General features: G+C 44.0%; 29 protein-coding genes and 1 rRNA gene (1 of these 30 running past the window's edge). 9 read left to right on the forward strand and 21 right to left on the reverse strand.

Features of this window, described 5'->3' with window-relative positions:
- Window positions 1-1,498 (reverse strand): 16S ribosomal RNA (locus M1D94_RS16615); it reaches 52 nt to the left of the window's first position.
- 291 nt (window positions 1,499-1,789) lie between these two features.
- Complete coding sequence (locus M1D94_RS16620; RefSeq protein WP_003243727.1) at window positions 1,790-2,674, reverse strand: nucleotidyltransferase-like protein; 885 nt, start codon at window positions 2,672-2,674, stop codon at window positions 1,790-1,792.
- A 207-nt stretch (window positions 2,675-2,881) separates the two neighbouring features.
- Here M1D94_RS16620 and M1D94_RS16625 point away from each other — a divergent pair, with 207 nt between their 5' ends.
- The gene (locus M1D94_RS16625) at window positions 2,882-3,235 is read left to right on the forward strand and encodes a YgzB family protein (RefSeq protein ID WP_014113119.1); all 354 of its coding nucleotides are present in this window, start codon (window positions 2,882-2,884) and stop codon (window positions 3,233-3,235) included.
- A gap of 34 nt (window positions 3,236-3,269) precedes the next feature.
- Here M1D94_RS16625 and perR read toward each other — a convergent pair whose 3' ends face one another.
- Window positions 3,270-3,707, reverse strand: coding sequence for a peroxide-responsive transcriptional repressor PerR (gene perR / locus M1D94_RS16630; RefSeq protein WP_003223285.1), 438 nt, complete (start codon window positions 3,705-3,707; stop codon window positions 3,270-3,272).
- 122 nt (window positions 3,708-3,829) lie between these two features.
- Window positions 3,830-4,303 (reverse strand): thioredoxin-dependent thiol peroxidase, encoded by a 474-nt coding sequence (gene bcp / locus M1D94_RS16635; RefSeq protein WP_024572676.1) that lies wholly within the window; start codon window positions 4,301-4,303, stop codon window positions 3,830-3,832.
- Window positions 4,304-4,455: 152 nt separating this feature from the next.
- Between bcp and M1D94_RS16640 the strand changes: the two genes are divergently transcribed.
- Window positions 4,456-5,745, forward strand: coding sequence for a glutamate-1-semialdehyde 2,1-aminomutase (locus M1D94_RS16640; protein ID WP_015715541.1), 1,290 nt, complete (start codon window positions 4,456-4,458; stop codon window positions 5,743-5,745).
- A 219-nt stretch (window positions 5,746-5,964) separates the two neighbouring features.
- On the forward strand, window positions 5,965-7,026 hold the full coding sequence (locus M1D94_RS16645; protein WP_003233537.1) for an aromatic acid exporter family protein: 1,062 nt from the start codon (window positions 5,965-5,967) through the stop codon (window positions 7,024-7,026).
- 76 nt (window positions 7,027-7,102) lie between these two features.
- On the opposite strand, the gene M1D94_RS16650 is transcribed toward M1D94_RS16645, so the two are convergent.
- From M1D94_RS16650 to fabL, 5 genes are all read right to left on the reverse strand, one after another.
- Window positions 7,103-8,845, reverse strand: a complete 1,743-nt coding sequence (locus M1D94_RS16650; protein ID WP_009966836.1) for an ABC transporter ATP-binding protein — start codon at window positions 8,843-8,845, stop codon at window positions 7,103-7,105.
- A gap of 86 nt (window positions 8,846-8,931) precedes the next feature.
- Window positions 8,932-9,462: a nucleoside tri-diphosphate phosphatase gene (ntdP, locus tag M1D94_RS16655; RefSeq protein ID WP_003223272.1), complete on the reverse strand. Its 531-nt coding sequence runs from the start codon at window positions 9,460-9,462 to the stop codon at window positions 8,932-8,934.
- A 143-nt stretch (window positions 9,463-9,605) separates the two neighbouring features.
- Window positions 9,606-9,866, reverse strand: coding sequence for a YgaB family protein (locus M1D94_RS16660; protein WP_031315502.1), 261 nt, complete (start codon window positions 9,864-9,866; stop codon window positions 9,606-9,608).
- Between the two features lie 172 nt (window positions 9,867-10,038).
- Complete coding sequence (gene sspE / locus M1D94_RS16665) at window positions 10,039-10,293, reverse strand: gamma type acid-soluble spore protein SspE (RefSeq protein ID WP_014476214.1); 255 nt, start codon at window positions 10,291-10,293, stop codon at window positions 10,039-10,041.
- A gap of 68 nt (window positions 10,294-10,361) precedes the next feature.
- Entirely contained in the window at window positions 10,362-11,114 is a 753-nt protein-coding gene (gene fabL / locus M1D94_RS16670; RefSeq protein ID WP_003223262.1) for an enoyl-[acyl-carrier-protein] reductase FabL, read from the reverse strand.
- Window positions 11,115-11,195: 81 nt separating this feature from the next.
- Here fabL and M1D94_RS16675 point away from each other — a divergent pair, with 81 nt between their 5' ends.
- Window positions 11,196-11,420: a hypothetical protein gene (locus M1D94_RS16675; RefSeq protein WP_003233542.1), complete on the forward strand. Its 225-nt coding sequence runs from the start codon at window positions 11,196-11,198 to the stop codon at window positions 11,418-11,420.
- Window positions 11,421-11,427: 7 nt separating this feature from the next.
- Here M1D94_RS16675 and mutY read toward each other — a convergent pair whose 3' ends face one another.
- Window positions 11,428-12,537: an A/G-specific adenine glycosylase gene (mutY, locus tag M1D94_RS16680; RefSeq protein ID WP_014479222.1), complete on the reverse strand. Its 1,110-nt coding sequence runs from the start codon at window positions 12,535-12,537 to the stop codon at window positions 11,428-11,430.
- Window positions 12,538-12,752: 215 nt separating this feature from the next.
- Between mutY and M1D94_RS16685 the strand changes: the two genes are divergently transcribed.
- Entirely contained in the window at window positions 12,753-13,736 is a 984-nt protein-coding gene (locus M1D94_RS16685; RefSeq protein ID WP_014476212.1) for a metal-dependent hydrolase, read from the forward strand.
- Here the strand turns inward: M1D94_RS16685 and M1D94_RS16690 are convergent.
- From M1D94_RS16690 to M1D94_RS16715, 6 genes are all read right to left on the reverse strand, one after another.
- Window positions 13,729-16,314: a YfhO family protein gene (locus tag M1D94_RS16690; RefSeq protein ID WP_456270288.1), complete on the reverse strand. Its 2,586-nt coding sequence runs from the start codon at window positions 16,312-16,314 to the stop codon at window positions 13,729-13,731. The genes M1D94_RS16685 and M1D94_RS16690 overlap by 8 nt on opposite strands.
- 71 nt (window positions 16,315-16,385) lie before the next feature.
- Window positions 16,386-17,375: a glycosyltransferase family 2 protein gene (locus M1D94_RS16695; RefSeq protein ID WP_003244113.1), complete on the reverse strand. Its 990-nt coding sequence runs from the start codon at window positions 17,373-17,375 to the stop codon at window positions 16,386-16,388.
- Between the two features lie 231 nt (window positions 17,376-17,606).
- Window positions 17,607-18,467 (reverse strand): epoxide hydrolase EphM, encoded by an 861-nt coding sequence (gene ephM / locus M1D94_RS16700; protein WP_072173355.1) that lies wholly within the window; start codon window positions 18,465-18,467, stop codon window positions 17,607-17,609.
- Window positions 18,454-18,786: an SdpC immunity protein SpdL gene (gene spdL / locus M1D94_RS16705; RefSeq protein ID WP_424935185.1), complete on the reverse strand. Its 333-nt coding sequence runs from the start codon at window positions 18,784-18,786 to the stop codon at window positions 18,454-18,456. Before spdL ends, ephM begins: the two co-directional genes overlap by 14 nt.
- An 84-nt stretch (window positions 18,787-18,870) precedes the next feature.
- Window positions 18,871-19,389, reverse strand: a complete 519-nt coding sequence (locus M1D94_RS16710) for an SH3 domain-containing protein (RefSeq protein WP_049140591.1) — start codon at window positions 19,387-19,389, stop codon at window positions 18,871-18,873.
- A gap of 143 nt (window positions 19,390-19,532) precedes the next feature.
- Complete coding sequence (locus tag M1D94_RS16715; RefSeq protein ID WP_003243789.1) at window positions 19,533-19,802, reverse strand: YfhJ family protein; 270 nt, start codon at window positions 19,800-19,802, stop codon at window positions 19,533-19,535.
- 124 nt (window positions 19,803-19,926) lie between these two features.
- Here M1D94_RS16715 and M1D94_RS16720 point away from each other — a divergent pair, with 124 nt between their 5' ends.
- Window positions 19,927-20,079: a small, acid-soluble spore protein K gene (locus tag M1D94_RS16720; protein WP_003223241.1), complete on the forward strand. Its 153-nt coding sequence runs from the start codon at window positions 19,927-19,929 to the stop codon at window positions 20,077-20,079.
- 31 nt (window positions 20,080-20,110) lie between these two features.
- Here M1D94_RS16720 and M1D94_RS16725 read toward each other — a convergent pair whose 3' ends face one another.
- From M1D94_RS16725 to recX, 3 genes are all read right to left on the reverse strand, one after another.
- Window positions 20,111-21,307 carry an MFS transporter gene (locus M1D94_RS16725; protein WP_456280233.1) on the reverse strand — a complete coding sequence of 399 codons (1,197 nt, stop codon included), beginning with the start codon at window positions 21,305-21,307 and terminating at the stop codon, window positions 20,111-20,113.
- A gap of 142 nt (window positions 21,308-21,449) precedes the next feature.
- Window positions 21,450-21,764 (reverse strand): YfhH family protein, encoded by a 315-nt coding sequence (locus M1D94_RS16730; protein WP_003244592.1) that lies wholly within the window; start codon window positions 21,762-21,764, stop codon window positions 21,450-21,452.
- A 1-nt stretch (window position 21,765) separates the two neighbouring features.
- Window positions 21,766-22,560 (reverse strand): recombination regulator RecX, encoded by a 795-nt coding sequence (gene recX, locus M1D94_RS16735; protein ID WP_424935154.1) that lies wholly within the window; start codon window positions 22,558-22,560, stop codon window positions 21,766-21,768.
- An 88-nt stretch (window positions 22,561-22,648) separates the two neighbouring features.
- Here recX and M1D94_RS16740 point away from each other — a divergent pair, with 88 nt between their 5' ends.
- From M1D94_RS16740 to M1D94_RS16750, 3 genes are all read left to right on the forward strand, one after another.
- Window positions 22,649-23,560 carry a TIGR01777 family oxidoreductase gene (locus tag M1D94_RS16740; protein ID WP_103803364.1) on the forward strand — a complete coding sequence of 304 codons (912 nt, stop codon included), beginning with the start codon at window positions 22,649-22,651 and terminating at the stop codon, window positions 23,558-23,560.
- Between the two features lie 54 nt (window positions 23,561-23,614).
- On the forward strand, window positions 23,615-23,725 hold the full coding sequence (locus tag M1D94_RS16745; RefSeq protein WP_003223230.1) for a YfhE family protein: 111 nt from the start codon (window positions 23,615-23,617) through the stop codon (window positions 23,723-23,725).
- Window positions 23,726-23,791: 66 nt separating this feature from the next.
- Window positions 23,792-23,983 (forward strand): YfhD family protein, encoded by a 192-nt coding sequence (locus M1D94_RS16750; protein WP_003233561.1) that lies wholly within the window; start codon window positions 23,792-23,794, stop codon window positions 23,981-23,983.
- A gap of 38 nt (window positions 23,984-24,021) precedes the next feature.
- Here M1D94_RS16750 and M1D94_RS16755 read toward each other — a convergent pair whose 3' ends face one another.
- Together M1D94_RS16755 and M1D94_RS16760 are read right to left on the reverse strand one after the other, a co-directional pair.
- Window positions 24,022-24,606 carry a nitroreductase family protein gene (locus M1D94_RS16755; protein WP_003243940.1) on the reverse strand — a complete coding sequence of 195 codons (585 nt, stop codon included), beginning with the start codon at window positions 24,604-24,606 and terminating at the stop codon, window positions 24,022-24,024.
- Between the two features lie 87 nt (window positions 24,607-24,693).
- On the reverse strand, window positions 24,694-25,575 hold the full coding sequence (locus M1D94_RS16760) for a PhzF family phenazine biosynthesis isomerase (RefSeq protein WP_125121377.1): 882 nt from the start codon (window positions 25,573-25,575) through the stop codon (window positions 24,694-24,696).
- Window positions 25,576-25,667 lie beyond the last annotated feature (92 nt).

The raw sequence follows: 25,667 nt of genomic DNA on the forward strand, positions 1-25,667 counted from the left end.
ACCCCAATCATCTGTCCCACCTTCGGCGGCTGGCTCCTAAAAGGTTACCTCACCGACTTCGGGTGTTACAAACTCTCGTGGTGTGACGGGCGGTGTGTACAAGGCCCGGGAACGTATTCACCGCGGCATGCTGATCCGCGATTACTAGCGATTCCAGCTTCACGCAGTCGAGTTGCAGACTGCGATCCGAACTGAGAACAGATTTGTGGGATTGGCTTAACCTCGCGGTTTCGCTGCCCTTTGTTCTGTCCATTGTAGCACGTGTGTAGCCCAGGTCATAAGGGGCATGATGATTTGACGTCATCCCCACCTTCCTCCGGTTTGTCACCGGCAGTCACCTTAGAGTGCCCAACTGAATGCTGGCAACTAAGATCAAGGGTTGCGCTCGTTGCGGGACTTAACCCAACATCTCACGACACGAGCTGACGACAACCATGCACCACCTGTCACTCTGCCCCCGAAGGGGACGTCCTATCTCTAGGATTGTCAGAGGATGTCAAGACCTGGTAAGGTTCTTCGCGTTGCTTCGAATTAAACCACATGCTCCACCGCTTGTGCGGGCCCCCGTCAATTCCTTTGAGTTTCAGTCTTGCGACCGTACTCCCCAGGCGGAGTGCTTAATGCGTTAGCTGCAGCACTAAGGGGCGGAAACCCCCTAACACTTAGCACTCATCGTTTACGGCGTGGACTACCAGGGTATCTAATCCTGTTCGCTCCCCACGCTTTCGCTCCTCAGCGTCAGTTACAGACCAGAGAGTCGCCTTCGCCACTGGTGTTCCTCCACATCTCTACGCATTTCACCGCTACACGTGGAATTCCACTCTCCTCTTCTGCACTCAAGTTCCCCAGTTTCCAATGACCCTCCCCGGTTGAGCCGGGGGCTTTCACATCAGACTTAAGAAACCGCCTGCGAGCCCTTTACGCCCAATAATTCCGGACAACGCTTGCCACCTACGTATTACCGCGGCTGCTGGCACGTAGTTAGCCGTGGCTTTCTGGTTAGGTACCGTCAAGGTACCGCCCTATTCGAACGGTACTTGTTCTTCCCTAACAACAGAGCTTTACGATCCGAAAACCTTCATCACTCACGCGGCGTTGCTCCGTCAGACTTTCGTCCATTGCGGAAGATTCCCTACTGCTGCCTCCCGTAGGAGTCTGGGCCGTGTCTCAGTCCCAGTGTGGCCGATCACCCTCTCAGGTCGGCTACGCATCGTTGCCTTGGTGAGCCGTTACCTCACCAACTAGCTAATGCGCCGCGGGTCCATCTGTAAGTGGTAGCCGAAGCCACCTTTTATGTTTGAACCATGCGGTTCAAACAACCATCCGGTATTAGCCCCGGTTTCCCGGAGTTATCCCAGTCTTACAGGCAGGTTACCCACGTGTTACTCACCCGTCCGCCGCTAACATCAGGGAGCAAGCTCCCATCTGTCCGCTCGACTTGCATGTATTAGGCACGCCGCCAGCGTTCGTCCTGAGCCAGGATCAAACTCTCCGATAAATGGATCACAGATTAAGTCCACCGCTTCCTGCGGCGACACCTGTGTGACCTGCGTCATGCAGGCCCTAGTTTGACTGACTACGCACATCGCTGTGCGATTTATAAAAATGAATTAACAGGTACGTTTTGTCTTGTTTAGTTTTCAAAGATCATTTTCACTTCTTGTTGAAGCGACTTTATTAATATAACATTTTGACTTTCTTTTGTCAAATGTTTTTTTGATTTATTTTCCCGCCGCTGTGAGCTTGTTTTCTCAGAAGCGCACCAGCGACGTTTAATAATATAACACGGTCAAGAATCAGAGTCAACACCTTTTTTAAAAGAATATCCTCGGTGATAGACAGCCTGTCCTTTCGTTTCTATCTGGCAGACGTTGATAAGTCCCTTTTCTGTCAAGTAATCAAGCATAACGCCAAGATCTTGGGTAAAGTGCTTTAGGTCATGATGTTGAAGAAGCTCACCGAATTGCCAAATGTCTTTTTCTTTCATTACTTCGAAAAGATGCGCCGAACCGATCTCGGCTTTGGAATGGATGAGAAAATCATTTGCTAAGAATAATAATTCAAGTCTTTTTTCCAGGCTCTCGTGACTTTCAATCAGCTCGGAATATAACTTGTACACTTGCGGCTCCATCTGGCGCACTTGGCTCCACACCGTGGTTTCGGGATGGAATCCTCTGTCGATTACTTCAATACGTGCTAAATGATGCAGCGCATGAACAACGGCGTTGTAGGCATCTAAAAATTGATTGGCTTCAAAAAAAGCTTTCCCTTCAACATACCTTCTGATTAATTTGCCGTATTCGAGTCCGATCTTCAGTTTACGTTCGGCAAACGGAAATGTATTCAGCCTGTCAATCAGTTCAACTACGTATTCATTACGGTCAAACAAAACTCTGCCATTTACAATCCAATCTATGATTCTTCTATTTGTTCCGAGCAAAATCCATTCTTGAATCTGAGAATCTGTTACCACATGCAAAGAAGCTGTTTGATGATCAAATTCATAATGCTTTATAAAAACTGGCTCATCAGCATCCTTTACAATCACCAGCAAAGCTGCATCAAAGTTATCTGTTAAGGAAGATGTTTTGTTTCTTCTCTCAATCATAATGACAGCCAATGTATTGGGGTGACTTGCTCTTTCTTGGTAAATTGGACGGAGAAGATTTTCCATCACTATTCCTCCAATGCAATTGTTCAAATTTTTTTATTCTCTATTTGATTCAATTCTATGGTTAAAACGAAATTCCTTTTTTCTAAACACATTGAACTATTATAAACAATTTCACAGTAACTCTCCATATGTAAATTCCAGTTCAACCGAAAACATGAAGAAAATCCCATCGGGTTTGTGCTATAGTTAAATCAGAGGGGGATGGACATGGCGAAATACTCCAGCAAAATTAATAAAATCAGAACATTTGCGTTAAGTTTGGTTTTCGTTGGGTTTATCATTATGTACATCGGGATCTTTTTCAAAGAGTCAGTTTTGCTATCTAGTTTGTTTATGATACTTGGACTTTTATCCATCGGTCTCAGCACGGTTGTTTACTTTTGGATCGGAATGCTTTCGACCAAAGCGGTTCGCGTCATTTGTCCGGGCTGTGAAAAAGAGACAAAGGTTTTAGGAAGAGTCGATATGTGCATGCATTGCCGAGAGCCGCTGACTTTAGATAAGGGATTAGAAGGAAAAGAATTTGATGAGTCTTATAATAAAAAGAAAATGTCGAAATAAAATAAGCTGACCGTTTCGTGCGGTCAGCTTATTTTTAATGATTTTCTTTTTTCGAACACTCTTGGCAGACGCCGTAAATTTCTAAACGGTGGTGGCTTACCTTGAAGCCCGTGACGTGGGCAGCGAGCTGTTCCACTTCATCAAGGCCCGGGTAGTGGAAGTCCACAATTTTACCGCAGTTTTCGCAAATCGCGTGATAGTGATCAGATGTCACAAAATCGAATCTGCTGGAAGCATCACCGTATGTGAGCTCTTTTACCAAACCTGATTCCCGGAACACACGCAAATTGTTATATACCGTCGCTACGCTCATGTTAGGAAATTTCCCTTCCAGAGCTTTATATATATCGTCCGCTGTTGGATGAGCCATAGAGTTAACGAGATATTCCAGAATCGCATGACGTTGAGGAGTAATGCGAACTCCGGTTTCCTTCAACGTTTCTAAGGCTTCTTTTAGTTCATGTGCAGCCATCCGTCATGCACCTCTCTTCTAAAAAAAATTCTTACATTGTAATGTTTATAATTAGTGTAACTCTTTCTACGATAATTTGTCAATTGATATCAGGGTAAAAGTAAGCATAGGCTCATAGAGACTTACTTTTCCGACATATCTTTGAGGGTTTGAAGCGCTTCGGCTACATGGTCCTTTACTTTTACTTTTCTCCATTCTTTAATGAGCCGGCCTTCTTTATCAATTAAAAAAGTGGAACGCTCGATTCCCATATACTCTTTTCCGAAGTTTTTCTTCAGCTTCCACACATCAAACGCTTCCGCCAGCTCATGCTCGTCATCTACAAGAAGCAGAAATGGCAGGTTATGCTTCTCTTTAAATTTTCCGTGTTTTTCCTGGCTGTCCGGGCTGACGCCAATAATGACGGCATCCAGTTCGGCGAAGCTCTCGTGACTGTCCCGAAAATCGCATGCTTCAGTTGTACATCCCGGTGTCATGTCCTTTGGATAAAAATAAAGCACGATGTACTTTCCTTTATAATCCGATAATTTTACTGTTTCCCCATGATCGCCTTTTAACTCAAGATCAGGCGCTTTTTGTCCGATTTCTATAGTCATTACGTTACCTCCGGATGTTTTTTTATTAAGCGTATCCAATTCTTGTCCGGATTACAACCATCTCAGCTGAATCTGAAGCCCGAAGCCATTGTTCTTGTTCGGAAGCATGCTACAATAGAAAGGACGCATGGAGATATAGGAGGTTTTTATTCTTGCATACAAAATCAATTGAACTTCACAATGAGGCATTACAGCACATTGTCGGCGGTGTAAACAGCCCGTCTAGATCATATAAAGCAGTCGGCGGCGGTTCTCCTGTTGCAATGGAGAAAGCAAGCGGCGCTTATTTTTGGGATGTGGACGGCAACAAATACATCGATTATTTAGCGGCGTACGGTCCGATTATTACAGGACATGCCCACCCACATATTACAGAAGCGATTAAAAAAGCGGCAGAGAACGGTGTATTGTATGGAACACCAACGAAACACGAGGTTACATTTGCAAAGATGCTCAAAGAAGCCATTCCCGCTATGGACAAAGTAAGATTCGTCAATTCGGGTACAGAAGCCGTTATGACGACCATCCGCGTGGCTCGCGCATATACAGGCCGGACAAAAATCATTAAATTTGCGGGCTGTTATCACGGGCATTCGGACCTTGTGCTTGTCGCCGCAGGCTCCGGCCCGTCTACTCTCGGCACACCAGACTCAGCCGGTGTACCGAAAAGCATTGCAAACGAAGTGATCACAGTACCATTTAATGATATCGATAGCTATAAAGCGGCTCTTGATAAATGGGGCAGTGAAATCGCGGCGGTTCTCGTTGAACCGATTGTCGGCAACTTCGGTATCGTCGAGCCTAAAGAGGGCTTCTTAGAAAAAGTAAATGAATTGACACATAATGCAGGCGCTCTCGTTATTTACGATGAAGTCATTACGGCTTTCCGCTTTATGTATGGCGGCGCGCAGGATCTCTTACAGGTGAAACCAGATTTAACAGCACTCGGGAAAATTATCGGCGGCGGACTTCCGATTGGCGCCTATGGCGGCAAACAAGAAATCATGGAGCAGGTAGCTCCGCTAGGGCCTGCTTATCAGGCAGGAACAATGGCAGGGAACCCCGCTTCCATCCTATCAGGCATCGCTTGTCTGGAAGTGCTCAAAGAAAAAGGCGTGTATGAAAAGCTTGATCACCTTGGCGCTATGCTTGAGGAAGGCATTTTGAAGCACGCAGAAACACACGGCATCACCATTACGGTCAACCGGTTAAAAGGTGCGCTCACGGTATACTTCTCTGATGAGAAAGTGGAAAATTACGAGCAGGCTGAACGGAGTGACGGAGAAACATTCGCTACGTTTTTCAAGCTGATGCTGGAACGCGGAATTAATTTAGCACCTTCTAAGTATGAAGCTTGGTTTATTACTACAGCACATACAGAGCAGGATATTAAAGACACGCTTGCAGCGGTCGAGGATGCTTTTAAACATCTTAAAAACTAGAATCAGATACTTTGAACAGGAGCTTTGGGCTCCTGTTTTTTTATGGAATCAAACAACGTGTAAGATTTTGGTCTTTTTCTAGAAAAATAGCTTGAATATTTGTATCGATCCCTGTATATTACTTAATTGTTTAGCAAATAAACTAACCGGGAATTTTAAGGATTAGCCCATTTGCTATGTCACACAATTTACTATAGAAAGGAATGCACGCACAAACCAATGAAACTTGGTGCCCGCATTTTCAAAACCGGGATTGCGATTACACTTGCTCTTTATTTGGCTTCGTGGATCGGGCTTCCCGCGCCGATTTTCGCTGGAATTGCAGCGATATTTGCGATCCAGCCGTCGATTTACCGCTCTTTTCTCATTATTATTGACCAGGTTCAAGCAAATATCATCGGAGCTGTGATTGCCACAGTGTTCGGCCTTATTTTCGGACCCAGCCCGATTATGATCGGGTTAACAGCAGTTATTGTCATTACAATCATGCTGAAACTTAAAATTGAACATACAATTTCAATTGCTCTTGTAACAGTCATTGCGATATTAGAATCTGCCGGTGACGACTTTTTAATGTTCGCGCTGATCAGAACAAGCACAGTCATCTTAGGGGTGCTTTCTTCCTTTATCGTCAACCTTGTGTTTTTGCCTCCTAAGTACGAAACAAAACTGATTCATAATACCGTCGAAAACACCGAAGAAATTATGAAGTGGATCAGATTGTCCATGCGGCAGTCGACAGAGCATTCGATTTTGAAAGAGGATATTGAAAAACTGAAAGAAAAAATGATCAAGCTTGATCAGACATATCTTCTATATAAAGAAGAAAGAAGTTACTTTAAGAAAACGACTTATGTGAAATCAAGAAAGCTTGTCCTGTTCAGACAGGCCATTATTACTGCAAATCGGGCGCTTGATACATTGAAGAAGCTGCATCGTCTGGAAAACGAGATCTATCATATGCCGGAAGAGTTTCAGGAAACATTGACTGAAGAACTTGATTACCTGCTTTACTGGCACGAACGGATTTTGATGAGGTTTGTCGGAAAAATCAAGCCGCATGATGACGCGGTTGAAGAAGGCATCCGGTATAAGCAGCTTTTAACAAAGTCATTTTTAAAAAATCAGCAGAATACGGATGAGGAGCTTATTGATTACAACATGCTCAATATTATGGCAAGCGCCGTGGAATATCGCGAGCAGCTTGAACATTTAGAAACACTTATCACAAGTTTTCAAACGTATCATCCGAAAGACTGCGAAATAGAAACAGAAGAGTAACCCGGTTAAACAGCCGGGTTTTTTTATATACAAAAAAATCTTATATCCTTCGTTAAAAGGATATAAGATTGATGTTTTAGTTCAAATTTTGAATGGTAAATAAGTGCTTGTATTGGCTCTCATAGTCCATGAGTTCATCATGGGTTCCGATTTCAATGATCGTCCCGTTTTCCATGACAACAATCTTATCCGCATGGGTGATTGTCGATAAACGGTGGGCGACAACAAAAGTTGTTCTATCCTTCGCCAGTTTGTCCATCGCTTCTTGAATGTAATGCTCACTTTCCAAATCCAGAGCTGATGTAGCTTCATCTAAAATGAGGAGCGGCGGATTTTTCAGGAATACCCGCGCAATTGAGATCCGCTGCTTTTGTCCGCCTGAAAGCTTAACGCCACGTTCTCCCACCCGGGTCTCATATCCTTCTGGAAAACTCATGATAAATTCATGGGCATTTGCAGCTTTGGCGGCTTCGATTATCTCTTCAAGTGTGGCATCAGGCTTGCCGATCGCGATATTTTCCCGAATCGTTTCACTAAATAAAAAGGTATCCTGAAGCACCATACCAACCTGGTTGCGAAGGCTTCTTGCTTCATAATCGCGAATATCCGTCCCATCAATCAGCAGTCTGCCGCTTGTTACATCATAAAATCTTGGGATCAGGCTGACGAGCGTTGATTTTCCTCCTCCGCTCATGCCGACGAGAGCTACAGTTTCTCCTCTATTTACTTTTAAGGATACATCATGAAGAATATTTTCTTTGTCCTTCTCATATTGAAACGAAACGTTTTGAAACTCCACTCCTCCGCGAATCTGATCGGCCTTTATCGCATTTGGTTTGTCAGTGAGTTCATAGGGCTCGTCAATAAATTCAAATACCCTGTCCATTGATGCGATTGACTGTGTCAAAGTTGTAGAGGAATTGATCAGCCTTCTAACAGGGTTGTACATTCTGTCAATATATCCGACAAACGCGACCATTGTTCCGACTGTCAGCGGTCCATTAATGACAAAATACCCGGCGCACGCTATGACGATGAGCGGCGCCAAATCTGTAATGGTATTAACGACCGCAAAGGTTTTGGCGTTCCAATTCGTGTGTCGGATGGCTTTATCTAAGAAATGACCGTTTTTCTCATTAAATTGAGCCTGTTCATGATCTTCTATCGCAAAGCTTCTGATGACAGGCATGCCTTGAATGCGTTCGTGCAAATGCCCCTGCACTTGAGCAAGAGCCTGTGAGCGCTCCCTTGTCAGCTTTCGTAAACGGCCGTAAAAATACTTCACTGATATTCCGTATAATGGGAATAATACGATAGAGATCAGCGTTAATTTAACGTCCAGTGTGAGCATGATCGAGATTACAATCAAAATCGTCAGCATATCGAGCCATATATTCATCAGCCCTGTGATGACGAAATCCTTTGTTTGTTCTACATCATTAATCACTCGGGAAATGACTTCCCCTGTTCTTGTATTCGCGTAAAAACGCAGGCTCAGTTTTTGTATATGGTCAAACAGCTTAGCTCTTATATCATAAAGCACCTTGCTGGCAGTCCACTGGGCAAAATATTGCCGGTAATATTCAACAGGCGGGCGCAAAATTAAAAATAAGGCGAACATGATCGCCATAATCGTGAACAATGACGTTGTTTTGTCACTAGCCGTGCCGCCTCCTTGAATAATGTCGTCAACTACGTACTTCAGAAGCAATGGGAGAGCAAGCGGAATGGAGAATTTTACGATCCCGATTAACACTGTAACGAAAATTTGCTTCTTATAAGGTTTGACGAATTGCATGTAGCGTTTCATAACCCCCACGTTGATTCCCCCTCTCTCTTTATCATGATGTGTGTGAGCCCATGTGAAAAACCTGTTGTACCCCGCAACAGGTTTTTACGTAACCATTATTTTGTGTAGCGCAAATACCGTTCATACCACATATCGACAAACTCGGGCGCAAACGGTCCCTGACGCTGGTGAATCCAATGGAGCAGCGTATTTAAGTAGTCTCTTAAAATACTGTCGATTTCTTTTGGATAATTCATGGCTTTCCGATGATCATCATATTCGTCTTCATCGAGAATATTGTAGGTCATGTCAGGAAAAACCTTAACATCTAAGTCATAATCAATATATTTAATTGCTTCGCCATCATAGGCAAACGGAGAACTGATGTTGCAATAATAATGAACCCCGTCTTCCCTCAGCATCCCGATGACATTAAACCATTGTCTTGCGTGAAAATAACAGATTGCGGGCTCTCTGGTTATCCATGTCCGGCCGTCTGATTCGGTTACCATCGTCCGGTCATTGGCTCCGATGACACACATTTCTGTACTTTTTAAGATTGTTGTCTCATTCCAAATTCTATGAATCAGCCCGTTGTGCTTATAGCTGTGAATTTGAATGGTTTCTCCTTCCTTGGGATAGCCCATATTTCTCCCCTACTTTCTATAAAGCCCTACAGTTAGTATGTCCAAATTTGCTTACCGACAACGTCTTTTACCTATTATAACGTTACAAATTGAAAAATGAAAATAAAAGAGCCATTCCGGCCGGGGAATGGCACATTCCTGCACTACACAAAGGAAGACGGCTTTTCTGAGCTGCGATATGAACGAATGACCTGCTCTGTCTGCTTTTGAAACATATCCTGTATATCGGCAAGGTGTTTCCGTTTTACCGCAATTTCAGCCTGAATCCCACGCAGCTTTGCATCCCTTTCCAAATGCCGGAGTTCCGCCTCAATTTGTTTGCAGCGGTCGAGCTCTGATTGGAGATCGAGAAGCTTATCCATCGTTTTCATCTGTTCACTTACCAGCTTTTCAAATTCCGTCATCGGTTCCTCCTTCAGCCTGATGAAAGTATAAACATTTCCTCCTTTAATCATTTCGATCTCCATAAAGCAAACCCTTTGACTCATTCTGTAGACCTTCCACAAGTTTTGTCGTTTTTCAAACAGAAAAAAGCACTTCCACCCGAAGATGAAGTGCTTTTTTCTGTTTCAGTGATTAGCTGTTTTGTTGTTTGTTTTGTTCAGCAGATTGGTTTTGCTGTCTTACCTGCTGTACGTCAGTTTCACTAGCGAATTCAGTGCCGAATTGACCTTGTTGGCCAGCTGATTGCTGGTTTTGTTTTCTGACTTGCTGAGCGTTTGTTTCGCTAGCAAATTCAGTGCCAAATTGACCTTGACCAGCAGCTGATTGTTGGTTTTGTTTTCTAACTTGTTGAGCGTTTGTTTTGCTGAAGTTATTTGAGTTAGCCATTGTTATCACCTCCACGGTCATTAGAATGTGCAGGTGATCGTATAGCTATTCCTCTTTTTTAAAAATTTTTAAACGAGCAGTGAGCGTCCGCCGTCAACGATAATTGTCTGTCCGCGGATCATGTCAGCCTTGGAAGACACTAGAAACTCCACAGTATCAACCATGTCTTTAATTTCGACCATGCGTCCCGCCGGCGTATTTTGGCGCGCATCCTCAAGCAGATCTTCTCTATTCGGGAAGTGCTTCAGCGCATCTGTGTCGATCGCTCCGCCTGAAACAGCATTGACGATAATTTGTTTTGGTGAAAGCTCAACGGCAAGATAACGGGTTAAAGCCTCTAACGCTGCTTTTGATACACCGACCGTGGTGTAGTTTTCAAGATAGCGGATAGAGCCTAATGAACTGATGCTGACAATATGTCCGCCACCGTTCTTCTCCATTAGCTTGGCAGCTTCCTGAGCGCAGAAAAGCAATGCTTTCGCATTAATGTTCATCGTCCAGTCCCAGTGTGTTTCTTCTAATTCCATGACAGGTCTTAGTACTCCTGATGCGGCATTATTGACAAAAACATCAAGTCTGCCGAACGTTTCATCAATTTGCTGAAACATTTCTTTGATTTTTGCAGGCTGTCCTACGTTTGCTTTTACGACAAGAACTTTAACGCCAAGCTTTTCGATTTCTTCCGCTGTTTCTAATGCTGCTTTTTTGCTGCGTGCATAGTTAATGACGATGTTATAGCCGTTCTCAGCAAGTCTGATCGCGGCCGCTTTTCCGACACCGCGGCTGCTTCCTGTTACGAGTGCACATTTATTTTGTTCCATTTTTCCTCATCTCCTTGTAGCGTATAGTTCTTTTATTTCCACAAACAATAATGGCAAGAACTTTAAAGGGGGTCTTCTGTTATGTATGTCGGACGTGATATGAGCGAATTGAACATGGTTTCCAAAAAAGATTGGAAGAACAGTGAACTCGCTTATTTTCATCATGCCTTTCAGCAAATTATGCCTTATTTGAACGAAGAAGGCCAATCAAAATACCGGGAGTTAACGCAAGAAATTGAAGCGCGCGGCGGAATGAAGCGCAATGAAGCGGACTACAGCCACGGCACGCGCGTCTCTTACGATTAAGAATGGTTTACGGAGCAGCCGAGATGGCGGCTGCTTCTACTGCCATCTTCCAGATTTTTTGATGTGACACCGGGAACGCAAATTGTTCGAGCTCTTCTTTCGTTACTTTTTTCAGCTTGCTGGTATCCGACACTTGTTTTACTTTACCGAAAAACACTGAAATATTCCATACCAGGTGGGTGAAAACATGCTCGACTACACCTTGCAGATCACTGATATCAGCTTGTATGCCATATTCGTTTTCTAAGAAAGCAATGAGCTGTTCACGCTCAGTTTTGATCCCTTTTTGTGTTTCAAGATTAGGGAATTCCCACAGGTTGGCGAGCAAACCTTTAGACGGCCGTTTGTGGATATACACTTGTCCGTCTTCATCAGTCAGTACGATCGCGGCCATGGTTTTGATCCCGGGCTTTTTCTTTTTGCTTTTTACCGGAAGCTCCCGTTCAGTGCCTTCTTCAAATGCTGAGCAATGCTGCTGAACCGGGCATAGCAGGCATGAGGGTGATTTTGGCGTACAGATCAAGGCTCCAAGCTCCATCAAGCCCTGATTAAATTCAGATGGTTTTTCTTTGGAAATAAAAGCTCGTATGGCGTCTTCAAAGATCGTTCTTGTTTTTGGTTTGGCAATATCATCCCAAATAGAAAGAATTCTGGACATGACACGCATCACATTTCCGTCAACTGCGGGAATGGGTTTATTGTAGGCAATGCTGAGCACCGCTCCCTTTGTATAAGGGCCGACGCCTTTTAACCCGCCAAAATCTTTCTCGTCTGGAGGGACAATGCCGCCGTATTCCTGTTTCACTTCTTTTACCGCGCTTTGCAGGTTTCTAACTCGCGAATAATAGCCGAGCCCTTCCCATGCTTTGAGCACCTTTTCTTCATCAGCATCAGCGAGCGCTTCCACTGTCGGGAATTGTTCCACAAACCGGAGAAAGTAAGGAATCACTGTCTCTACTCTTGTTTGCTGTAGCATCACTTCAGATACCCACACCTTATATGGATCTTGGTCCTCTCTCCACGGCAGAACGCGCTGCTCTCGTTCAAACCATGAGATTAAATCATCGCGAAATTGCTGTATGTCTTTTTGTTTTAATTTGTCTTCAAGTACGTTCATATGTGTTTCTCCCCAGTCTTTCGCGCCCCGCTTTTCTTTAGACTGTTTTTTGTTGTACACTAAGGGCACAGTACGATAATATGTTACATTAAATAGTAATAAAGAAAAAGCGGAAACATATGAGAACGATTGAATCAGTTTAAAAATTGGGTATATGAAAATGGGGAATTTCTTACAAAGTGAATGTGCAGGATCATCCTGCAAGGAGGTCACCTATGGATACGGGCACACATGTCGTTATGGGCATCGCACTGGGCGGTATTGCGACGCTTGATCCTGTTGTCGGATCAGATCCGGCAATGGCTCACGCTGTTATGATCGCAACGCTTGCGGGCTCTCAGGCTCCGGATATTGATACTGTGTTAAAGCTTAAAAACAATGCTGTTTATATAAGGAATCACAGAGGATTTACCCATTCAATTCCCGCCGTTTTGTTTTGGTCTGTCATCATCCCGGCGATTCTGTATTTATTTTATCCTCAGGCTGATTTTCTGCACCTGTGGCTGTGGACACTGCTGGCAGTCGTTCTGCATGTCTTTGTTGATATATTCAACGCCTATGGAACACAAGCCATTCGTCCGTTTTCGAAAAAATGGGTTGCGCTCGGGCTGATTAATACGTTTGATCCGTTTATTTTTATCAGCCATCTGGCAGCTATCGCGATTTGGTATGCAGGCGGGAGTCCCGGCATCACGTTTCTCAGCTTATATATCATATTGGCAGGCTATTATTTGGTGCGCCTGATCATGCAACTGAGAATTAAACGGAAGCTTCATGAGATGATTCATGATGAGATCGAAAGCATTATTATTTCTCCAACGATGAAATTCAGGCAATGGCGAATCGCAGTGACGACAGCACATGCTTTCTATGTAGGAAGAAGCATGGAAGGACATGTCGTGATTCTGGATACATTTAATCGGGTGCCTGTTCCTGAAACCGATGTAATGCATGCGGCAAAGCAGGATGATAACATCGCGGCGTTTCTGTCCTTTTCTCCGGTTTACCGGTGGGAAGTGGATACGTTTAAAGATCATTATGAGGTGAGATTTATCGACCTGCGTTATCGGAGCAAAGGCCATTATCCGTTTGTCGCGATTGTTCATATCGGCCATGATCTCACGATCCGTTCGTCCTATACGGGATGGATATTCAGCGAAGAAAAACTTCAGAAAAAATTAAAGCTCGGCTCTATATAGAGCCGGGCTTTTTACGTCTTATATAGAAAACAGCAAGCAGCAGACTGACGAGAGATATGATCGCCGATATTTTGAAGTATGGCGGATAGTAAGTCAGCTCAATGTGATTGTCTCCCTTTTGCGCCTTGAAGCCTATAAAAGCATAATCCGCTTTTTCGATCTTCTGTGTTTTTCCGTTGATCTTCAGCTCCCAGCCTTTTTCATATGGGATCGGAAGCATGATGTACTGGTCTTTTGACAGATGATAGGCAAAGGTCAGTCGATTTTTGTTCCAATTCAGTTTGTCTGCTTTCTCTGTTTTATTTAGCATTACAGCGTTTTTCAGCGTTTGGTAATTTTCTTCATAGAGCGCTATGTTCCTCAGCTCATAGGTTCCTTTCGGAAGATTGATTGAGATATGGCCTGATTTAGGCACTCTTACCGTTATATTATTTACTCCGGTTTTATATATCGATTTGTTCGATTTCCTTGTTGTGACATAATCATTTACCTTTAACGTAAATCCTCTGTCTTTTGCTTTGCTTTTCAAATAAAAGCTGACATAGTAGTCTCCCGGAGCGGATGATGGCTGTTTCGGGGTGATGATCAGCTCTCCTCCGTTTTCTCCAGTTACGGTTAGCAGCCCGTTTTGATACTGGGCTTGTTTTGCGGTAATGTCCGACTTGGTGATCATATTGGACGGTTTTGGTGTCTGCTCCGTTTTTCCTGATGGATCTTTTAATATGATTCCTTTCAACATCGCCTGTTCTTTCGCAAGAGCGGGCAATCGGTCCAGCTCACTTTCGCTGTATATGGCATCCGCTGTTTTGACGAATGGAAGCATGTACTGATTCTCATAAACTGCATAATGCTCTGTTTCTAAATGCTTTTTGAAGCCGTACGGAACGCTGGCTTCGTTTGTTTTTTCGGTCATATAATATTTGCCGTAAAGCAGGCTGTATAAATTCGCCCTGTCTCCCAATGACGCGTAACGGCTGACGCTTTCCCTGCCCATATCGATGCTTAAATCATTCCAATAGAAGGCCAGCAGATCTTTGTTTAAAATGCTGGAATAGGCGCTGAAGCCATTAAACCCGTAAATGATTGGCGTATTATTGCGGACCCCGTTCATCCAGTCGATTCTCATGAGCGGATCATCGTTTTCCTTCTGTAAACGTCTGATGAGCTCAGATGATTCCCGCCCTCTGTATTCCTCACTTGTAAGATATTCTTTTGTCACACTATCCAAATCGCCGCCTTCTGAGAGCGCGTATTTTTGATAGGAGTTGGTGACAAACAGCGAAGAAAGAATGATTATACCGTACACAGCCATTTTTGCCCGTTTTTTCGCAAAAGCTGCAGCAAACAAGGCTGCGATTGTCATGAGTAAGAGCAATAGAATACTTTCATTCGCAGGCTTCCATATATCGAGCTTATACCTTTGAATATGATACAAGTAAAGAAGCAGGACGACAGCTGCGGCCGGGAGCAGTTCTTTCCGTTTCAATTCAGACAGCTGTGACAAACCAGCCGCAGCTGCTCCCGCAATGGTAAAGGCCAGAATATATTCAAACCGGTTTTGCGGGGCGGAAAAACCGTTAAAGACGCTTGCCGCATACGGACTGAAATGAAACAGAATAAACAGCAGGCTCAACCCGGCAAAGAGACGAAACACACGGTTTTTGTAAAAAGAAATCATAAACAAAAACAGCAGAAAAGCGGCCGGCACAATGATGATCCGGCTCGAAAATAAGATATTATCATCGAAATTGAGCCACTCTATTTTCTGGCTGTATGGAGGGCGCAGGTTGTTTAAAAAACCGTATACTACCGGCACAAACGCCGCCGCACTGATGCCAAAAGAAATGAAGCCTGAAACGAGAAATAATCTGATTTGAATCCATCTTTTCTCTTCATGTGGTTCCAAACTAATCAGCCATCTGAACAGCACATAGATTCCGATGAATATAAGGTTTATGTATGCAAAGTAAAAATTGTTGATTAACGTCAGCGAACACGCAACGATAAACCACGCCGGACGCCGCTCTCTAATAATTTTTTCTGCGCCAAGCACAAGCAGCGGAAGCCAAACCATTGTATCGGTGAAAAATTCCCAATACGCTTCGTGACGGAAATAAATAATTGAGACGCCGTATAACACGGCTCCCGTGAACGATGCCGCCCTGTGCTTAATAAGATAATGAAAAACAGAAGCGGACGTAAAGATGATCAAGCTCAATTTGAAAATACTGATAAAAACAGCTGACTCAGCCCAAAAAAGCGTATCCGCTTCTCCGATCAGCTGGACGGCTTGAAGCATCCAAACAGCGGCGGATACAGCAAGAAAAAGAAAAGACGCAGAAAAATAATAGCCGAGCTGACTGAATGTGCCGCCGCCAAGTCCGAATGAATAATTGTAGAAAAAATTCCCGTGTGTATATTGGTCAAATAATAATTTTTTAAATACGATCATTTGCGCAAGCCCGTCACCCGGACCTGTCATATACCTGCCTTCCGTCCATTCTTTCACAAAAAAAGCGTGTGCCAGAACGGACACCAGCAAACTGGCCGCATAGATCATGATATGTTTTCTTTTCATATGAATTCTCCAGTCTTGCTTTTAAGATAATAGACACGCAAAAAAAGCACTGCCAATGGCGCTTGGTATTTTCAGTGCATTTTTGTCAGACGCCGCATGCTTTTTAATTCGTTCGTTTCAGGCAGGTCTTTGTTCGGGATATTCGCTTCTTTGATCAAATAATGCGGGCGTTTTTTTGTTTCATAATAGATTCGGCCGATATATTCGCCTATAATTCCGAGGCTTAACAGCTGTACTCCGCCGAGAAATAACACTGCTGAGATAATGGTGAAATACCCAGGCACAGAAATACCGTTAGTCAGAATTTTAACGAATGTGGCAATGATATAAATGATGGAAAGCAGCAGGATGAAAATGCCTGTATAAAAACATAATCTCAGCGGCTTATGATTAAATGAAACGACGCCGTCCATTCCGTAGTTAAACAGACTGCTGAACGACCATTTGGAAGTGCCGTTTTTTCGTTCGACATTTTCATAAAATACAATTTTCTGATCAAAGCCAATCCAGCAAAAAAGGCCTTTTGAAAAGCGGTTTCCTTCGCTCAGCTTCAAAAGTGCATTCACAGCTTGGCGGCTTAACAATCTGAAGTCACCGACACCGTCACGCAAATCGACTTCCACCGCTTTATTAATGAACTTGTAATACATAGATGATAAGAGTGAGCGGACAAAGCTGTCCCCTTTTCTGTTCCTTTGGGCAATGACTTGGTCATACCCTTCTTCGTAGCCTTTGATAAATTCCTTCAGCAAATATGTCGGATGCTGCAGATCGGCATCCATTACAATAACCGCCTCGCCCTGAACATGCTCAAAGCCCGCCAAAATTGCGGCTTCTTTTCCAAAGTTTCGAGAAAAAGATATATATTTTACCCGGCTGCACGTCGCTGCCAAGTCTTTGATCTGCTGAAGCGTGTCATCAACACTTCCGTCGTTTATGAAGAATATTTCATAGTCATAATGAATGTTTTTAAATTCCTTTTTTAAAGATTCATGAATGAGTTTGACATTATACCCTTCATTGTAAGACGGGATAATAATCGAGATTAATCCTTGCTTCATTAAGGCACCTTCTTTTTATTATTCTTTTTAAGTATTGCCTTAGGGGAGTTTTACACAAATCTTCAGTAAGGCTATTCCTTTTTTTAAAGTCGTTTAAACCTGTTTTTTGTTACAATTTTATGGTGACATTCATGATTTTTAATGTTATTTTGTCATGTTTAAAACAGACTATGAAAAAAACGCACAGAAAAAGTCTGCCATTATGACAGACGGATGGAGAGAAATTTTGGCTTATTGGTTCTTAAGATATTCCAAAATCAGCTGATTGACGATGGCTGGCTTTTCGTGGTTAATCCAATGGGAAGCTTCATCAACAAAGATGAGATGTCCATTCGGGCAATGCCTTTCCGTCTCTTTCGCAAGCTTTCTGCTCAAAAAGCGGTCTTCCATTCCCCAGATCATTCGGTAAGGTACTGTTTCGTAAGAGGGTTTCTCTGCCAAGCTTCCTTTTCTGAGGGCTCTGTACCAGTTCAGCATAGCTGTCAGCGCGCCCGGCTGCTTCCACGCTTCTTTGTACCTGCTGACATCCTCGGATGTAAAAAGCGCGGGACGGTCGGATAATCCAATCGCTTTGTCTAATGTTTCATAATCATTTTCCCTTAGTGATGCCTCCGGTATATCGGGCAGCTGGAAGTATGCGATATACGAGCTTTTCAGCCATTGCGGCGGATAAAGCGGCGTTACGGTTTTCATGACGTGCGGGTGCGGGATATTGATCGCGATCAGTTTTTCAAGATATTCCGGGCGTGTGGAGGCCAAATGCCATGCGACAGCTCCTCCCCAGTCATGACCGATGACAATTGCTTTTTCATCAGTGAATTGCGTAATAAGCCCGATGATATCATCTCTTAATGTATCAATCCGATATGAATCAATTCCTTCCGGTTTGTCACTGAGATTGTAGCCCCGCAGATCAGGAGCAATGACCCGGTAACCCGCATCAACAAGCGGTTTGATTTGATTTTTCCAGCCGTACCAAAACTCAGGAAATCCATGGAGCAGGACAATTAACGGGCCATCTTCCGGTCCTGCGGCTGCAACGTGGAGCGTGATTCCGTTCGTATTGACAAACTGGCATTTAACTCCGTCCATCTCTATCTCCTCCTTGACTGTGCGTCATGATTTTCAGCCTTTTCTCCGTCAGCATAAATGTTATGACACAGGCGGCAATCAGCAGGATAAGCTGAAGAATAAACAAGTTTGATCCCAGCAGCAAACCCATTCCCGCAATCACCAAGCCTGACAGGATCATTAATGATGCACTGTAACGGTTCGCTTCATTCCATAATCTTTGATCTGACATTGAGCGTCTCGTTCTGTATCCGAGCACACTGTTGATCGATTTGGGAGGAAACAGTTTGATCAGTATGCCAGCAATGATCATAAGCCCTCCGCCGACTAAACCCGTCATATCCTCATCTTCTTTCTCATTGTTACGTGCAGAAAGGAGAAATGTTTCATGCATAGGCAAAAAGACAAGCCTCGGCCTGCCTTTTTATCGCATTTGTAAATCCTTTGTGTGAATATAGCCTTTAACTCCGCCATAATCCACGAACGCCCAAGTGAAGTCAAATCCGCCGTTTTCACTGAATCCCCACCCAAGTATTGTCACCTCTGTTCCAGATGGGAGCTGTTTAGCTTTTCCATTTTCGGGCGTCGGTGCATAGAAGGCTGTCTGTTTCATTGTTTTCGCTTGGCTTGCGGTTTTCATTAAAAAGTGGGTTGAAATATACGCTTTTTTTCCTTTGAAATGAATTTGAGCCCAATCGGCATTTACAAATCCATAGACTTTTACTTTTTGTTCTGATGATACAGTGCCGAGAATGTCACCTTTATGATTTGGCTCAGTCCGGACATTCAGCTTTCCTGTTTTTATGATGTAAGAATCGGATGATGGCATGCTGACAGATATGTCGTGAAGGGGCGCAGCTTTTGCTGCGGGAGCGGAATGAAGTGCTGTCAAACCCAGTCCTGCGGCAGCTGTTAAAGCGAGCATTACTTGTTTCTTTTTCATATAAAGCTCCTCCTCGCATTTGACAAGATATAAGTGGTATTCCCTGATTGACAGGCTGGTGAAACATGTTTTGTTTATGATTTCTTCCTTTTAAAATAATTTTAAGAAAATAAAAAAACCTGCCGGTCGTTAACGGCAGGTTTTTAGTGCAAAAGGCCTCTGCTTTGATTTAAGTAATCATTCACGTCGTTACGGGAGCTTTGAAAAAGGTGGAGCTGGCCGCCATAGTTTTCAATCCATTGTGTGACGATTTTTTCAGTCATTTTTTCACCTTGATAGGCGTGTCCGGCTTTTGCATAGGTTGCTTCGAAATCGCTCCATAACAATTCCACCCACGTTTTTGCCTGTATATAGCTGATCATCTCGTTCTTTTCCAGAAGCAGATTAGTCAGTTTCTCAATGTACATATTCATGTGTGCAGTCTCCTTTCTTCAGGAAAAAAATAACGCTTTATTACGTGGTGTTCTCCATATACTAACCTTACGTCTTCATCTGGAAAGACGCAACTTTTTGATCTCGAACCTAGGGGGATATGACATGGTCCGAAATAAAGAAAAAGGATTTCCTTACGAAAACGAAAACAAATTTCAGGGTGAACCGAGAGCAAAGGACGACTATGCTTCAAAGCGTGCTGACGGATCTATCAATCAGCATCCTCAAGAAAGAATGAGAGCCTCAGGCAAACGGTAAAGAAGAACAGCTGCATACACTGCAGCTGTTTTTACCCTTTATTGACTTGATATTCGTAGACGCTTTTCTTTTCTGATAAGTGTGCGAAGGTAGAAAGCACAAGTCCGCATGCGGTCATAAGCGCACCTCCTGCAAACAGCCAGGAATAAGAGCCTGTTCCGTTTAAAATCATTCCGCCGATCCATGCACCAAGGGCATTGGCAAGGTTAAATGCTGATACGCTGACAGCTGCGGCAATGGTTGTGCCGCCCTCAGATGAGGAAATGACCTTTGTTTGCAGAAGAGGCGGCGTGCCGAATGCGCATGCCCCGAATAGGAACGTTGCCACAATGGCTGCAGCCGGGTAAATGGCGATGTAAGGAAATACAGCCAGAACACCGATTAAACCGATCATTACGCCGATCATCGTCCGAGTCAGCAAAGGCAGCGGTACTTTTCCAGCAAAGAAATTCCCGGCAACGCCTCCCAATCCATACGCAAAGAGAGCACCTGTAATGCCAACTGTGCTGAATCCGGCTGAATGCCTTAAAATGGGTTCGATCGATAAGGTGTAGGCGATAAAGACACCGGAATAGCCTAAAATGGTAATCGCGAAGGAAAACAGCACTTGTTTGTGTTTAAAAACCCCCCACTCATTCATAAGCATTGGGATCACTTTTGGTTTTCTGTTCGGCACGGCAGCCATAAGGCCTAAAAATCCGATGACACCAAGTGCCGTAATGATGGAAAACACCGCTCTCCAATTCAGGACATCTCCGAGATAAGAGCCGAATGGAACACCAAGCATTAGAGCCACTGTCAGTCCGCCGTTCATTGAAGCAGCAGCTGCAGCACGCTTTTCCGGCGGAACCATTTCACTTGCGAATACCATGGCAATCGCGAAGAAAGCGCCGTGAATGGACGCAGATAAAATTCTTGAAATGGCCAATACCGCAAAATTCGGCGCCAGTGCGCTCATCAGGTTTGAAAGGATAAATATCGCCATAAGCCCAAGAAGCACAGGCTTTCTCGGAAGCTTGACGGAAATGATGGTGACGAGCGGTCCTGTCAAACAAACGCTTGCCGCATAAGCCGTGACAAGAAGCCCTGCGGATGAAACCTGTATATGAAAGTCATTGGCAATCGACGTCAAAATACCCATCACCGCGTATTCTGTATAGCCGATTGAAAATGTACAAATCATAAGAACAAATATAATAAATTTTACAGATGGGTTTTTGATACTCAACGTCATCGCCTCCTTTGATTTTAAAAAACAACGAGTTTCATCTTAAAAGATTTTTCAAGTGAATTCAATGATTTTTTCTTTAAGAATTCGTGTAAATGTGCTGCAAACAAAAAGAGGCTGATCATCAGCCTCCTGTTACGCTTTATTCTTTTTCTTGCAATACTGAGATTGGCAGCGCTTCCTCTTGCTGAGGGGAAGAGGTCCTGTATCCCCATGCGAAAACGCCATTTAAATAACTGATGGTAAACTCGTCCTCAGTGTTTTCCACACGATATGTTTCTCCCGGTGAGTAATCTTCCGGGTTCAGCAAATATGCTTTTGCCATCGTAATTTTCCGTTCGAGCACTGCCAGTTCGTTTATGATTCCATGCTGTTCGGCTTTTCTTGCTTTTTCAGAAAGTAATGCGATTTCGGTATTGAGTTCGTGAGGTGTCATTTGACTGTATCGTTTCTCCATTTCAGTACTCCTCTTCCTGCAGTAATTGCTCGATTAAATCGAGTGAGAATCCTTTGCGGAATAAAAATTGTTTGACCTTCATGGCGCTTTCATATGAGCCGTCATAGCGGTATTTTCTAAACGCTTTTTCCGCGTGAAGGCGCAGCGCTTCTTTCTCTGTGTCTTCATCATTTTCATATTCAATCTGATCCATCGCCGCGCTGATAACATCAAATGAGAAGCCCTTGCGCTGAAGCTGCAGCTGGGCGCGCTGTTTGAGTTCTTTCGTCGAAAGTTTTTTATCTTTTTTGAGAAGCTTTTCAACATGCTTGACCGCTTCTCTTGTCTGATCCTCAAAGGAAAAGGAACTTAGCGCCTCCTTAATTGTATCGTCATCAATTCCCTTCGCTCTTAGCTCTCTGAACAAAACATCAGGGCCTTTTCCGGTTGTTTTTTTGTGAGTGCTGACATAGGCTGCGGCAAATTCCTGGTCGTTTATGTACTTGTAATCGTTAAGCCTATGGATGACTTCCGCAATGACGGGGGGCGAGGTTTCTTTTTTCTTTAAGTGGTCCTCGACCTCTTTCGTCGACCGCATTCGATAGGATAAAAAGTCAAGCGCACGGTTGAAGCCTTTCTTCACTTCATCGCCGTATTGAATCTCAATGATGTCAAGATCATCGAGTTCTTTTCCCTTCTTGAGCTCAAATTTCACGAGCACATCCGCGTCCACACTGAAGGCGTATTTATCATCCAGAAAAATATTGAAGCGTTCCGTATTCTTTTTTTGCGTTGATATTTTTGTAATAAACGGCATCTTAATCTCCCTTCTCAGGCCTGAAACGCGTTTTCTTTTATTACAATGAGGTAAAGTATATTTATTAGAACGATGAGGAGAGATGTTCATGAATATCGCAATGACGGGCGGAACCGGTTTTCTTGGCCAGCATCTGACAGGCGTTCTTACCCGCCAGGGACATCATGTTTATATTTTATCAAGAAACGCAAGGGAAACTGAACAAAAAAATATGACATATGTCCAATGGCTGACGGAAGGAGCCGCCCCGGAGCAGGAACTTCCTCATATTGATGTCTGGATAAACCTTGCGGGAAAATCGATTTTTGGCCGCTGGACAGAAAAAACGAAGCAGCACATTCTCTCCAGCCGTATCAATGCGACGCGTGAAGTGCAGCGGCTTATTCAGAAACAGAAGGAGAAGCCGAAGACATTGATCCAAGCCAGTGCCGTGGGCATTTACGGCACAAGCCTTGAGAAAACTTTCACAGAGGATTCTGCAACGTCAGATGAGGATTTTCTCAGCCATACTGCACACCTGTGGGAAAAGGAAGGACAGCATATTGAAGCGATGGGTATCCGGACAGTTTATGCGAGATTTGGCGTGATGCTTGGAGAAAAAGGCGCTTTACCGCTTATGGTTCTCCCCTATAAGTTTCTGGCCGGCGGAACGATTGGAACGGGAAGGCAGTGGCTGTCATGGATTCATGTCGAGGATGCGGCCCAGTTGATCCGATATGCGGTGGAAAACGCCGGCATCTCAGGCCCAATGAATGTCACCGCGCCCAATCCTGTGGACATGAAGCAATTCGGAAAAGCGATTGCACGGGTGAAGCACCGCCCGCACTGGCTCCCCGTCCCGGAATTCTTTTTATCAAAAGCATTGGGTGAAATGAGTCTTTTGATTGTGAAAGGACAGCGCGCTCTTCCTAAAAAAGCGATAACCTCTGGATTTCGTTTTACATATTCGGATCTTGAATTTGCACTCTCACAGCTGATAGCGGACCGAAAGACTGTATAAAAACAGCAGGAAGCGTCAACCTTAAGAATAACATGGTTGAAGGAGGTCCTTTATATGGAAAAAAAGAGGGAGAAGCACCAGCAAGGCGCCAACCTGAAAAAAATGCAGGAAGTTCTTTATTCAGGCGAATTTAAAAAAGCGGAAAAAGCTGCTAAGCGGAAGTAGGAATACATAGCCCCTTAAAACCAAATACTATCTTTGTTTGATATCACTTTTTAGGGGGAATTTGATATGGGCAGAAATCATATCCACAAAAACCGTGATAAAAACAAACAAAAGCTTCCACAAGTTCCCGATGCATTAAAAAGGGAAACTGACGGCGTTTACGAAGAATATTCAACCGAGCTTGCTGATGCAGATGACCGCGAAGCGCAAGAGCGTGCGAAAGCAGCCGACAACAGAGCGAAAAAGAAATCTCGTTAATGAAAAACCCCTTGTCTCCGTTTGAGACAAGGGGTTTTTTACATTTCAGTGAACCGGTCGCGGATCGGTGTGCGTTTTTTCACTTCCGGCGCCTCGTCAGGATAACCTGTTTGTATGATGGCGGCGAAACGCTCATTATCCTGCAAACCAAAGGCCTGATGGACTTCTTTGTCATAAAGGATTTTTCCGCTTTTCCAAACCATGCCGATTCCTTTTTCCCAAGCAAGAAGCTGAAGATTTTGAATCAACGAGCTTGTTGCCGCAAAATCGTCGTCCCGCGCTCTTTCGTTTTCATCTTCCTGAAACACGACGAGGAGAAATCCCGGAACGCGCCCAAGTGTGTTTTTGAAATTTTGAAGCTTTTCCTCTGTCATATCCGGCTTGGATTTCTTAGAGAACGCTGCAAATGTATTGATGAGGTTCGCTTTACCTGTCTCACTGGAAACGTAAATAAATCTCCATGGCTCTGTCACTCTGTGATTTGGCGCATATTTTGCCGTTTCAAGCATGTCAAGAATGACTGCTGAAGGTACTGGCTCTTGTTTAAACTTTCGAATCGATCTTCTGCTGCGTATGATGTCCCGCAGTACTGAATGCTGATGTATTTGTTCGGTTTGAGGCATACCGTCTCACCTTCCTATGCAATTGAAAATGATTATCATTTCATAATGATAACGGAAAGTGCATCTTTTTGTAAACCATCATCCGTATTAGATTTTAAGAATACGGGTTTCTGAGTAAACAGCTGTTCCTGTCATGTTCACTTTCACATGGCCGCCGGCTTCGTTCATTTCGATCTCCACTTTTCCGTCTTTTCCAATTTCCTGCCCTTGTTCAATGATAAATTTATGCTGCTCGGCATTGCCATAATGTTTCATATAAGCCCCCATCACGCCGGATGCTGTGCCGGTCACGGGGTCTTCAATCGTTCCCGAATACGGGGATGAAAAGTGGCGTCCGTGCAGGTCGCTGTCGGGATGAACGGTTTCAAAGGTAAACGGATGTACTGAAGCTTTTGGCAGATCAATTAGCACTTCCGGAAATTGTTTGTTATCTGGCACCATTTTTTTGGAAGCCTCCAATGATTTAAGCGGAACGATGGCTGTCCATATGCCAGTGCTGCCAAACACAATCGGAAGGTCTTCATGAAAATCCTCTTCGGTGATACCCAGTGCGTCCGCAAGTTTTCTCCGATCTCCTGTAAATGGTTTGAATTGCGGAGAGGCCTGTTCAAGCGTGATATGAATACGGCCATCTTTTTCAGAAATCTTCACAGGCAGGATACCGGCCTTCGTTTGGATGCTGTACGTTTTACCGCTCTCCAGCATTCCTTTCTCACATAATGCGTAAAGAGACGCAACTGTCGCATGACCGCACAAATTCATTTCGTGTCCAGGTGTAAAGTAACGGAGTTCAAGATCGGCCGACTCGCTTTTTCGGATAAAGGAGGTTTCTGAATACCCGGCACGCTCAGCTATGATCTGCATCTCGTCTTCCGTATAAACGTCTCCCCGCAAAACGACGCCTGCGGGGTTTCCTTTACCGGGACTGCTTGTAAATGCTTCATATTTTAATACCTCTGCTTCTTTCATTCATCTGCCGCCCTTTCTTTATCAATGTCTCTGTCAGTATAGCAAAAATAATTACGAATCTTCAGTCATTATAAAAAAAACCCATTTTCTTT

Source organism: Bacillus sp. JZ109 (assembly GCF_053903135.1).